Annotated in this window: 12 protein-coding genes; 9 read left to right on the top strand and 3 right to left on the bottom strand. The window is 66.0% G+C overall.

Going from position 1 to position 11,593, the window contains the following annotated elements:
* Positions 1 to 59 precede the first annotated feature (59 nt).
* From HV770_RS03685 to purH, 5 genes are all read left to right on the top strand, one after another.
* Positions 60 to 1,478 (top strand): aminopeptidase P N-terminal domain-containing protein, encoded by a 1,419-nt coding sequence (locus tag HV770_RS03685; protein ID WP_175158143.1) that lies wholly within the window; start codon positions 60 to 62, stop codon positions 1,476 to 1,478.
* Between the two features lie 6 nt (positions 1,479 to 1,484).
* Entirely contained in the window at positions 1,485 to 2,786 is a 1,302-nt protein-coding gene (locus HV770_RS03680; RefSeq protein WP_175158142.1) for a UbiH/UbiF/VisC/COQ6 family ubiquinone biosynthesis hydroxylase, read from the top strand.
* Positions 2,787 to 3,014: 228 nt separating this feature from the next.
* Positions 3,015 to 4,091 (top strand): tRNA dihydrouridine synthase DusB, encoded by a 1,077-nt coding sequence (gene dusB, locus HV770_RS03675; protein ID WP_175158141.1) that lies wholly within the window; start codon positions 3,015 to 3,017, stop codon positions 4,089 to 4,091.
* Positions 4,088 to 4,321: a Fis family transcriptional regulator gene (locus tag HV770_RS03670; RefSeq protein ID WP_007180440.1), complete on the top strand. Its 234-nt coding sequence runs from the start codon at positions 4,088 to 4,090 to the stop codon at positions 4,319 to 4,321. Before dusB ends, HV770_RS03670 begins: the two co-directional genes overlap by 4 nt.
* Positions 4,322 to 4,367: 46 nt before the next feature.
* Positions 4,368 to 5,933 (top strand): bifunctional phosphoribosylaminoimidazolecarboxamide formyltransferase/IMP cyclohydrolase, encoded by a 1,566-nt coding sequence (purH, locus tag HV770_RS03665; protein WP_175158140.1) that lies wholly within the window; start codon positions 4,368 to 4,370, stop codon positions 5,931 to 5,933.
* Positions 5,934 to 6,180: 247 nt separating this feature from the next.
* Here the strand turns inward: purH and HV770_RS03660 are convergent, their stop codons facing one another.
* Positions 6,181 to 6,420: a hypothetical protein gene (locus tag HV770_RS03660; RefSeq protein ID WP_175158139.1), complete on the bottom strand. Its 240-nt coding sequence runs from the start codon at positions 6,418 to 6,420 to the stop codon at positions 6,181 to 6,183.
* A gap of 129 nt (positions 6,421 to 6,549) precedes the next feature.
* On the opposite strand from HV770_RS03660, the gene ruvC reads away from it, so the two are divergent.
* The 4 genes from ruvC to HV770_RS03640 all read left to right on the top strand — a co-directional run bounded on the left by ruvC (position 6,550) and on the right by HV770_RS03640 (position 10,227).
* Complete coding sequence (gene ruvC / locus HV770_RS03655; RefSeq protein ID WP_042321028.1) at positions 6,550 to 7,092, top strand: crossover junction endodeoxyribonuclease RuvC; 543 nt, start codon at positions 6,550 to 6,552, stop codon at positions 7,090 to 7,092.
* Between the two features lie 259 nt (positions 7,093 to 7,351).
* Positions 7,352 to 7,933, top strand: coding sequence for a Holliday junction branch migration protein RuvA (gene ruvA, locus HV770_RS03650; RefSeq protein ID WP_175158138.1), 582 nt, complete (start codon positions 7,352 to 7,354; stop codon positions 7,931 to 7,933).
* A gap of 226 nt (positions 7,934 to 8,159) precedes the next feature.
* Positions 8,160 to 9,224: a Holliday junction branch migration DNA helicase RuvB gene (gene ruvB, locus HV770_RS03645; protein WP_168665261.1), complete on the top strand. Its 1,065-nt coding sequence runs from the start codon at positions 8,160 to 8,162 to the stop codon at positions 9,222 to 9,224.
* Between the two features lie 61 nt (positions 9,225 to 9,285).
* Positions 9,286 to 10,227, top strand: a complete 942-nt coding sequence (locus HV770_RS03640) for an oxygenase MpaB family protein (RefSeq protein ID WP_175158137.1) — start codon at positions 9,286 to 9,288, stop codon at positions 10,225 to 10,227.
* A 112-nt stretch (positions 10,228 to 10,339) separates the two neighbouring features.
* On the opposite strand, the gene HV770_RS03635 is transcribed toward HV770_RS03640, so the two are convergent.
* Positions 10,340 to 11,014, bottom strand: a complete 675-nt coding sequence (locus HV770_RS03635; protein ID WP_175158136.1) for a histidine phosphatase family protein — start codon at positions 11,012 to 11,014, stop codon at positions 10,340 to 10,342.
* A 114-nt stretch (positions 11,015 to 11,128) separates the two neighbouring features.
* The gene (gene dtd, locus HV770_RS03630) at positions 11,129 to 11,587 is read right to left on the bottom strand and encodes a D-aminoacyl-tRNA deacylase (RefSeq protein ID WP_175158135.1); all 459 of its coding nucleotides are present in this window, start codon (positions 11,585 to 11,587) and stop codon (positions 11,129 to 11,131) included.
* Positions 11,588 to 11,593: the final 6 nt, after the last annotated feature.

Here is an 11,593-nt window from a genome sequence, read left to right as displayed (position 1 = left end):
CGTCCCGCCACCGGTGCGCGCACAAAATAAGTCCGCTCGTTGGGCGCTACAATCGCACGATGAACCAGCCGACCGAACCCACCATCGCCATCGACGTTTATCGCACGCGCCGCGAGCGCGTACTCGCCGCGCTGCGCGCCGCGGGCGGCGGCGTCGCCATCGTTCCCACCGCGCCGGAAGCGCTGCGCAACCGCGACGCCGACTATCCGTACCGGCACGACAGCTACTTCTACTATCTGACCGGCTTCACCGAACCCGAGGCGCTGCTGGTGCTCGACGCCAGCGCCGCACCCGGCGAGCCGGCGTCGGTGCTGTTCTGCCGCGAGAAGAACGTCGAGCGCGAAACGTGGGAAGGCTTCCGTTTCGGTCCCGACGGCGCACGCACGGCGTTCGGCTTCGACGCCGCGTTCCCGGTAAGCGAAATCGGCACGCAAGTGCCGCGACTGCTCGCCGACAAACCAGCGCTGCACTATGCGCTCGGCAGCTCGGCGCAACTCGACGAACAGGTACGCGGCTGGCTCGACGCGGTGCGCGCGCAAGGCCGCGGCGGCATCGCCGCGCCTATGGCTGCACGCGACCTGCTGCCCCTGCTCGACGAGATGCGGCTCGTCAAGGACGATCACGAACTCGCCATCATGCGTCGGGCCGGGCAGATTTCCGCCGTCGCGCATCGGCGCGCGATGGCTGCGTGCCACCCCGGCGTGCGCGAGTACGAACTCGAAGCGGAACTGCTCTACACGTTCCGCAAATTCGGTGCGCAGGCGCCGGCTTATACGTCGATCGTCGCGGCGGGGGCAAACGCCTGCGTGCTGCACTACCCGGCCGGCAGCGCGATCGCGCAGGACGGCGACCTGATCCTGATCGACGCAGCCTGCGAGCTCGACGGCTACGCGTCGGACATCACCCGCACCTTCCCGGCGAGCGGCCGCTTCACGCCCGCGCAGCGCGAGCTGTACGACATCGTGCTGGCCGCGCAGCAGGCCGCCGTCGACGCGACCCGCGCCGGCGCGACCTTCGACGATCCGCACCAGGCCGCCGTCCGCGTGTTGGCGCAAGGGCTGCTCGACACGGGCATCATCGGGCGCGCGAAGTTCGCGTCGGTCGACGACGTGATCGCCGAGCGCGCCTACGCGCCGTTCTACATGCACCGCACCGGCCACTGGCTCGGCATGGACGTGCACGACGTCGGCGACTATCGGGAACGCGGCGCGCCGCGCGACGAAGCAGGCGCGTTGCCATGGCGCACGCTGCGGCCGTCGATGACGCTGACCATCGAGCCCGGCCTGTACATCCGGCCCGCCGAAGGGGTGCCCGAGCGCTACTGGAACATCGGCATCCGCATCGAGGACGACGCGATCGTCACCCCGGACGGCTGCGAGCTGATCACGCGCGACGTGCCGGTCGCCGCCGACGAAATCGAGGCGCTGATGCAGGAAGCCCGCGCGGCTCATAGCGCGGCTCACGGAACAAGGACGTAACCCGCCATGCACGACGCCTCTCCGTCGACGGTGATTCTGAAGCCGGCCGCTCATTCCTTCGATTTCGACGTGACGATCGTCGGCGCCGGCCCGGTCGGGCTCGCGCTCGCCGGCTGGCTCGCGCGCCGCAGCGTGACGCGCGCGCTGAAGATCGCGCTGATCGACGCACGGGAGCCGGAAGACTCGATCGCCGATCCGCGCGCGATCGCCGTGTCGCACGGCAGCCGCATGATTCTCGAGCCGCTGCGCTGGCCCGCCGACGCCACCGCGATCCAGCGCATCCATGTGTCACAGCGCGGCCACTTCGGCCGCACGCTGATCGATCACGGCGAGCACGGCTTGCCCGCGCTCGGTTACGTGCTGCGCTACGGCTCGATCGTGCACAGTCTCGCCGACGCGGTGCGCGCCACGCCCGTGCACTGGTTCCGCTCCACGGCCGCCGCCGAACCGGTCCAGGAACTCGACGGCGTGACGCTGCCGATAGAAACCGCGGGCGTCACGCGCCGGCTGCGCACGCGCATTCTGGTGAATGCCGAAGGCGGGTTGTTCGGTGATCAGAAAACGCGCAAGCGAGAGGATGGCAAGAATGCGACCGAGGACGGCGGCAGCGACGCCAAAGCTGAAGCCGATACAGGCGCGGCCGCAAGCGGAAGCAGGGCCGGCAAAGGCTCGCGCGACTACGGCCAAACCGCGCTGGTCGGCACCGTCAGCGTGTCCGCGCCGCAGCCGCACGTGGCATGGGAACGCTTCACGTCGCAAGGTCCGATTGCGTTGCTGCCGATGGGCGGCGTGCGCGGCGCCGACTACGCGATGGTCTGGTGCTGCGCGCCCGACGAAGCCGCCCGCCGCGCGCAACTTTCCGACGACGCGTTCCTGCGCGAACTCGGCGCCGCCTTCGGCGAGCGCATGGGACGCTTTACGCACATCAAGGGCCGCGCGTCGTTCCCGTTGGGACTGAATGCGGTCGAGACGCTCGTGAACGGCCACGTCGTTGCCATCGGCAATGCGGCGCAGACATTGCATCCCGTCGCGGGCCAGGGCTTGAATCTCGGCCTGCGCGATGCGCACGCGCTCGCCGATGCGCTGTCGGCGGAAGGCCCGACTCCGCTTGCGCTGGCGACCTTCGCACAACGCCGCGCGCTCGACCGGCGCATGACGATCGGCGCCACCGACACGCTCGCGCGCCTGTTCACCGTCGACTTCGCGCCGCTCGCGATCATGCGCGGCCTCGCGCTCACCGCGCTCGAGTTCGCGCCGCCGGTGAAAACCGCGCTGGCGCGCCAGATGATGTTCGGACAGCGTCGCTAGACGTGCCGTTGGGTCACGCGCTACGGCTTTTTTGAGCAGCTTCGGGAAAGCCGCGCGAGCGCCGCCGGTTCTATGAACCGGCGCACTTTCATAGAAGATTTAACGGGTTACGACACGGACATGTCGGGTGCCGCTTACCTGTTAACGCTAAAATAGCGCTTTTCCCTCGCATTTCGCGTTGCGCCGATTGTCAAATATGGAACGATCGGCGAGGCGCGCGTCCACGTCATGCCCACTCTCGGCTCCCACAATCTGCGTAACAACCTGTTCGTCGCCCCCATGGCCGGCGTGACCGACCGGCCGTTCCGGCAACTGTGCAAACGGCTGGGTGCGGGCTATGCGGTGTCGGAAATGGTCGCCTCGAACGCGCAGTTGTGGAAGAGCGAAAAGACCATGCGCCGCGCCAACCACGCGGGCGAAGTCGAGCCGATCGCCGTGCAGATCGCCGGCGCCGATCCGGCCATGATGGCCGAAGCGGCCCGCTACAACGTGGCGAACGGCGCGCAGATCATCGACATCAACATGGGCTGCCCGGCCAAGAAGGTGTGCAACGTGGCCGCAGGTTCGGCTCTGTTGCAGAACGAACCGCTGGTGCAGCGGATCGTCGAGGCGGTGGTGGGCGCGGTGGGCGTCGGCCCGGACGCGGTGCCCGTCACACTGAAGATCCGCACCGGCTGGGACCGCGACAACAAAAATGCGTTGAGCGTCGCGCATCTGGCCGAGCACGCCGGCATTTCGATGCTGACCGTGCACGGCCGCACGCGCGCCGACCTGTACCACGGCGACGCGGAATACGAGACCATTGCCGCAGTCAAGGCGTCGGTGCGCATTCCGGTGGTCGCCAACGGCGACATCACCTCGCCGCACAAGGCGCGCGAGGTGCTGGCCCTCACCGGCGCCGACGCGATCATGATCGGCCGCGCGGCGCAGGGGCGTCCCTGGCTGTTTCGCGAGATCGAGCATTTCCTGCAAACGGGCGAATTGCTGCCGCCGCCGCGCATCGACGAAATCCAGCAGGTAATGAACGAGCACCTCGAAGATCACTACGCGTTCTACGGGGAATTTACGGGTGTCCGCACTGCGCGCAAGCACATCGGCTGGTACACTCGCGGCCTTTCTGGCGCCAACGTGTTCCGGCATCGCATGAATACGCTGGACACCACGCGCGAACAACTCCTCGCCGTCAACGAATTCTTTGACGCACAAAAGGCGATCTCCGACCGCCTCGTCTACGTCGACGAATCACCCGGCAACCCCGGGCTCGACAACAAGGGCGAGGATCACACCGACCGACTGGCAGCATGAGCAAGAACAATATCGAACAATCCGTCCGCGACAGCCTGGGTATGTACTTCCAGGATCTCGACGGCTCCAATCCGCACGACGTCTACGACATGGTCATTTCATGCGTGGAAAAACCCCTGCTCGAAGTGGTGCTCGAGCAGGCCGGCGGCAATCAGTCGCTGGCCGCCGAGTATCTCGGCATCAACCGCAATACGCTGCGCAAGAAACTGCAACAGCACGGTTTGTTGTAATTTTCGGGCGCCCCGCCACGTTTCTCTTCGGCTTTTCGTCTTCATCATGATCAAGCAAGCGCTCATCTCCGTTTCCGACAAGTCGGGCATCGTCGACTTCGCTAAGTCGCTGTCGGACCTCGGCATCAAGATCCTGTCGACCGGTGGCACCGCGAAACTGCTCGCGGACGCGGGCCTCTCCGTCACCGAAGTCGCCGATTACACGGGCTTCCCGGAAATGCTCGACGGGCGCGTGAAAACGCTCCATCCGAAGGTGCACGGCGGCATCCTCGCGCGCCGCGACTTGCCGGAACACATGGCGGCGCTTGAGAAGCACGACATTCCGACCATCGATCTGCTGGTCGTGAACCTGTACCCGTTCGTGCAGACGGTGTCGAAGGAAGAATGCTCGCTGGAAGACGCGATCGAGAACATCGACATCGGCGGCCCGACCATGCTGCGCTCGGCCGCGAAGAATCACCGCGACGTGACGGTGGTGGTGGATCCGGCCGACTACTCAGTCGTGCTCGAAGAAATGCGCGCGAACGGCAACGCGGTGTCGTACAAGACGAATTTCCGTCTCGCCACCAAGGTGTACGCGCACACCGCGCAATACGACGGCGCGATCACGAACTACCTGACGAGCCTGACCGACGAGCTGCAACACGCCTCGCGCAACACGTACCCGGCCACGTTCAACCTGGCGTTCGACAAGGTGCAGGACCTGCGCTACGGTGAAAACCCGCACCAGAGCGCCGCGTTCTACCGCGACCTGAGCGTGCCGGCCGGCGCACTGGCGAACTACAACCAGCTGCAAGGCAAGGAACTGTCTTACAACAACATCGCGGATTCCGACGCGGCGTGGGAATGCGTGAAGACCTTCGACGTGCCGGCCTGCGTGATCGTCAAACACGCGAATCCGTGCGGCGTGGCGGTCGGCGCAAACGCGCACGAAGCGTATTCGAAGGCGTTCCAGACCGATCCGACCTCGGCGTTCGGCGGCATCATCGCGTTCAACCGCGAAGTGGACGAAGCGGCGGCGCAAGCGGTGGCCAAGCAGTTCGTCGAAGTGCTGATCGCGCCGTCGTTCAGCGCCGAAGCACGCCAGGTGTTCGCGGCGAAGCAGAACGTGCGTCTGCTCGAAATCGCGCTGGGCGAAGGTCATAACGCGTTCGATCTGAAGCGCGTCGGGGGCGGGCTGCTCGTGCAATCGCTCGATTCGAAGAACGTGCAGCCGCACGAATTGCGCGTGGTGACCAAGCGTCATCCGACACCGAAGGAAATGGACGATCTGTTGTTCGCATGGCGCGTCGCGAAATACGTGAAGTCGAACGCGATCGTGTTCTGCGCGAACGGCATGACGCTCGGCGTCGGCGCGGGCCAGATGAGCCGCGTGGACTCGGCGCGCATCGCCAGCATCAAGGCGCAGAACGCCGGTTTGACGTTGACGGGTTCGGCAGTGGCGTCGGACGCGTTCTTCCCGTTCCGCGACGGCCTCGACGTGGTCGTGGCGGCAGGCGCGAGCTGCGTGATTCAACCGGGCGGCTCGATGCGCGACGACGAAGTGGTCAACGCCGCCGACGAGCACAACATCGCGATGGCGTTGACGGGCGTGCGTCACTTCCGTCATTGAGTAATGCGGGGTGACCGGCGGTGTTTGCTGCCTCGTCCCCGTCCTCGTTCCTCATGCGGCGCAAGTTGCCGGATGAAGGTTGAGGTGTTGAAGTTCAGAAAACGGCCTCGTGGATTTTCCACCGGGCCGTTTTGTTTTTTGGACCGCCTTCGCTTCGTGTTGGGGGTCGTCCCTTTGCCGTGGCGCTGCGGAGTCGCCGCTTGTCAGGCCGGCCAGGTGCATACGCTTCGCACTCTCTTTGCGCCGCTCAGTCGTCCGCTTCTTTTTTCGCGTAGCCGCCCTTCACATCAGGATGCTGGCTGATGTAAGTGCCAAGCCCCCGCCCGCGTCGCGCAAGACGCTTCAGCACACCGAGATGCCGCGCCCCGACGCTCGCCGTCGTGTACCAATACACGACGCCGGGCCTGAAGCGAACCTTGATGAAATCGTCGCCGACTTCATACGCATCGACGCCCGAGTCGCCGCTGACATTCCGATAGCGCTCCATCTGCGAAAAGCCTCCTCGCCGTGGCTGCAGCAGTTTTTATTCCGCCGGCAGCGCCGCCTGCCGACCGCCATACGGCGTGCGTGTTGTAGTATCGCAAGCACCTGGTTTTTGACGCATCTGCGGCATCTCATGAGAATTCTCGGCATCGACCCCGGCCTGCGCGTCACCGGCTTCGGCGTGATCGACCAAAGCGGTCATACCCTCAGCTATGTCGCGAGCGGCGTCATCAAAACCGCCGACGCTGATCTGCCCTCGCGTCTGGGCACCATCTTCGAAGGCATCTCGACGCTGATCCGCCAGCATTCACCGGATCAGTCCGCGATCGAAAAAGTGTTCGTCAACGTCAATCCGCAATCCACACTGCTGCTCGGCCAGGCACGCGGCGCGGCGATCTGCGGACTGGTGGCGGGCGGCGTGCCGGTCGCCGAATACACGGCGCTGCAATTGAAGCAGGCCGTGGTGGGTTACGGCCGCGCGACCAAGGAGCAGATGCAACAGATGGTGGTGCGGCTGCTCAACCTGTCAGGCGTGCCCGGCACCGATGCCGCCGACGCGCTCGGCATGGCGATCTGTCATGCGCATGGCGGCACGACGCTGAGCACGCTGGGCGGCATCGCCCCTGCGCTGGCGAAGAAGGGGCTGAGGGTGAGGCGTGGGCGATTGGTGGGGTAAGAGGTGGCCGGGCGTGGCGGTCAACGCGAGACACGCGCCGGCAAATAGCGCGAGCGTGGTCAGGCTCAGCATGGAAATTCCTTGTGGGTGAATGGGTGGAGATCCCGCGAAAGGGATCTCAGTCCAGACACGCCGCTCGCGCGAGTCAACGGCGGCCAATGCTGGTCGACGCCGGTCGACGCCGGTCGACGCGATTGCGCATCACGCGCCGCTCACTCGCTGCGCTACACTCGCCCTTTCTCTCAAGATTGAATTCGCCATGATCGGTCGCATTGCCGGCGTTCTGCTGGAAAAAAACCCGCCGCATCTGCTCGTCGACTGCAACGGCGTCGGGTACGAAGTCGATGTGCCGATGAGCACGTTCTACAACCTGCCCTCGAACGGTGAGCGCGTCGTGTTGCTCACGCAGATGATCGTGCGCGAGGACGCGCATCTGCTGTACGGCTTCGGCACCGCCGAAGAGCGCTCGACCTTTCGCGAACTGCTGAAAATTTCCGGCATCGGCGCACGCATGGCGCTCGCGGTGCTGTCGGGCATGAGCGTGCACGAACTCGCCCAGACCGTCACGGTGCAGGACGCGGCCCGTCTCACGCGTGTGCCGGGCATCGGCAAGAAGACGGCGGAGCGGCTGCTCCTCGAATTGAAGGGCAAGCTCGGCGCCGACCTCGGCGCGATGGCGGGCGCGGCCTCGGCATCCGACCACGCGTCCGACATCCTGAACGCGCTGGTCGCCCTGGGCTACTCCGAAAAAGAAGCGCTGGCGGCCGTCAAGAACGTGCCGGCCGGCACCGGTGTTTCCGAGGGAATCAAGCTCGCGTTGAAGGCGTTGTCGAAGGGGTGATGGACGGCCTTCGCGTCGGGCGCCTGGCCTGCTCTCGATGAGTAAGGCTTCGCACGCTCGCGCTCCGATCAAAGCGCACTTGGGGGCTCGCCCCGAAGATGGCAGCATCGACGGCTAGCCGGGCCGCCTGACCATTCCGGGCCCGTTTTGCAGCGGCCCCTTCAAACGGACTTCCTTCGGCGCCCCCAGCAGCCTTCCACCGAACCACGCGCGGTACAATGCCCGCATGATCGAAACCGACAAACTCGCCGCCGAGCGCATCATCGCGGCCACGCCCGTCTCGCCGAACGAAGAAGCGTTCGAGCGCGCGTTGCGCCCGCGCCAGCTCGAAGAATATGTCGGGCAGGAAAAAGTCCGCGGCCAGCTGGAAATCTTCATCGAGGCCGCCAAGCGCCGCGCCGAATCGCTCGACCACGTGCTGCTGTTCGGCCCGCCTGGCCTCGGCAAGACCACGCTCGCGCACATTATCGCGCGCGAGATGGGGGTCAATCTGCGGCAAACGTCGGGACCGGTGCTCGAACGCGCCGGTGACCTCGCCGCGCTCCTGACCAATCTCGAAGCCAACGACGTCCTTTTTATCGACGAAATCCACCGGCTCTCGCCGGTCGTCGAAGAAATTCTGTACCCGGCGTTGGAGGATTATCAGATCGACATCATGATCGGCGAAGGGCCCGCCGCGCGCAGCGTGAAGCTGGATCTGCAGCCGTTCACGCTGGTCGGCGCGACCACGCGCGCGGGCATGCTGACCAATCCGCTGCGCGACCGCTTCGGCATCGTCGCTCGGCTCGAGTTCTACAACGCCGAGGAGTTGGCGCGCATCGTCACGCGTTCGGCATCGCTGCTGAACGCACAGATTCATCCGGACGGCGCTTTCGAAATCGCTAAACGCGCGCGTGGCACGCCGCGTATCGCGAATCGTCTGCTGCGGCGCGTGCGCGACTTCGCCGAGGTCAAAGCGGACGGCAACATCACCGCGCAAGTGGCCGACGCCGCGCTCAAGATGCTCGACGTTGACGCGGTCGGCTTCGACCTGATGGACCGCAAGCTGCTCGAAGCAATCCTGTACAAGTTCGACGGCGGCCCGGTCGGTGTCGACAATCTGGCGGCGGCCATCGGCGAAGAACGCGACACGATCGAAGACGTGCTCGAACCCTATCTGATCCAGCAAGGCTTCCTGCAGCGCACGCCGCGCGGCCGCGTCGCCACGCTGCTCACCTACCGGCATTTCGGCCTCGCGGCCCCGGACGCGTCGAGCGCGCTGCCCGGTCTGTGGGATTCGGCCGCGCAGTGACGCACGTCGTGAGGCACGTCGTGAGCCGCACCCTGAGCCGCGCGTAACGAGGCCGCCGAGCATGTCCGACCAGACGACGCGGCGCTCCGGCTCATCAGGTGGAATCGCCCAGTTGCTCACGCGCAGACTCCGTTCGAAACTGGCTGCCGGCGTCACGCATCTGACGAGCGGCAGCGGCCCCATGCTCGACTATTCGTCGCCACCGGGCGACCCGGGCCTCTTCGGGCCGGACTCCGTCTGCTGGAAAGTCCACGCGGATTTCACCTCGATGATGACTGGCGGCATCAGCGCGCTACTGCTCCAGGCTTTGCACCCGTTGGCGCTCGCCGGGGTATGGGACCATTCGACCTTCCGCACCGATATTCTCGGGCGCTTGCGCCGCACCGCGACTTTCATCGCCGGCACGACCTACGGCAACCGGCACGATGCGCTAGCGCTGATCGAACGCGTGAAGCGCATTCACCTCGGCGTAAGCGGCATTGCGCCGGACGGGCAGCCGTATCGCGCGAGCGAGCCCGCGCTGCTGACGTGGGTGCATGTCGCCGAGGTGTCGAGTTTCATGACCGCGCACTTGCGCTACGTGGATCCGCTGCTGTCGGTCGCCGCGCAAGATCAGTATTTTGCGGAAGCCGCGCGCATCGCCGAGATGCTTGGCGCGGAAAACATTCCGCGCTCGCGCGCTGAGATCGACACCTACTTGCAGGCGATGCGGCCTGCGCTGGTGGCCAGCGAGCGCACCCGCGAAGTCGTGAAGATTCTGATGAGCGCGCCCGCCCCGAGCATCGCGATGCGGCCCGCCGGTACGTTGATGCTCAACGCCGGGGTCGATCTTCTGCCGGACTGGGCGCAGTCGATGCTGGGATTCGAACGCTATGCCGCACTGCGCCGTACGTTCGCGCGGCCTGGTGTGCGTGTCGTCGCGCCGGTTATCCGTTGGGCGCTGGTGAATGGCGTGTCGAAACGCGCGCGCCGTCGTGCGGCTGCCACGCCCGAGCTTGATTGATGCAAGTTCGGCGCCCTCACCGCGCGCCCGCGCGTGCTGATCCGTACGCCACCGCGCCGCTCAATATGCCTGCGGCGGACGGCTCCGCCCAAACCGCGGCGCGTCACATCAATTACCGTCCCGGTTGCGGCATTGCCTTTCTGAAACCATCGTCCTCGGCAGGCGCGTCGAGATGCGCGACGTCCGCCCACGACACAATGGCGGCCGCGCCATTGTCGAAATTCACCACGTTCACACTCGTGTTCAGCAACGGATAGTCACGCGGCGCATCGAGCGGCAAACCGCTCGCGAACCGGCGCACGCAGTCGAGCACGCCGCCATGCGCGACACAGGCGATCCGACCACCGGGATGCGCGGCAACCAGCGGCTCTATGGCGTGCACTACGCGATGGTAGAACACGCGCTGCGACTCGCCCTCAGGCGGTGCGAAACCGGGATCGCGGGTTTGCCAGTGCGCATATTCGTCGGGGAAACGTTGTGCGATCTCCTCGCTGTCATGGCCCTGGAACGCGCCGTAGGAGCGCTCGCGCAGACCCTCGCGCAATTGCAGCGGCAAGCCGAGCGCGGCGGCGATAGGCTGGGCGGTTTGCTGCGCGCGTTGCAGGTCGCTCGAGTAGATCGCGTCGAGCCGCGCGCCCTGCTTCGCTTCGGTGGCGATGCGGCGCGCGAGACGTTGTGCCTGGTCGAGCCCGGTCGTCGCGAGCGGAATGTCGATGTGGCCTTGAATGCGCTTGATGCGGTTCCAGTCGGTCTCGCCGTGCCGGATGAACAGGATCTGCGTAGTCATGAGATGGAAGTGGGCGCCGTTCGCCGGTTTTGCCGAGCCGCTATTGTCGCAAAAACGGCTGGAGGGTATGACGCGCGCGGTGGCGCGCATCGGGACGGAGAGACGATGCCCGGTTCAGGCGTTCGTCTGCAGCCAGAACGTGACCGGCCCGTCGTTGACGAGCGAGACCTGCATATCCGCGCCGAACTCGCCGGTCTCGACAATCGGATGCTTCCCGCGCGCGGCAGACACGAAGTAGTCGAACAACCGCTTGCCTTCGTCCGGCGGTGCGGCCGGCGTGAAGCTCGGACGCAGGCCGCTGTTGGTATCCGCGGCCAACGTGAATTGCGATACGAGCAGCAGGCCGCCCGCGCGCCCCGCGCCGTCGAGATTCTGCACGCAGAGGTTCATCTTGCCCGCCGCGTCGCTGAACACGCGGTAGCCGAGCACCTTGGCAAGCAGCCGGTCGGCGGCCGCCTCCGTGTCGCCCCGTTCGGCGCACACGAGCGCGAGCAGACCCGCGTCGATCGCGCCGGTCACCCGGTCGGCCACGCGCACTTCGGCGCGCCGCACGCGTTGGATCAGCGCGATCATCGGCGG

This window comes from Paraburkholderia fynbosensis, assembly GCF_902859935.1.
Classification (GTDB): Bacteria; Pseudomonadota; Gammaproteobacteria; order Burkholderiales; family Burkholderiaceae; genus Paraburkholderia; species Paraburkholderia fynbosensis.
The sequence above is the reverse complement of the archived record's forward strand: the minus strand, read 5'-3'. Positions and strand labels throughout refer to the sequence as shown.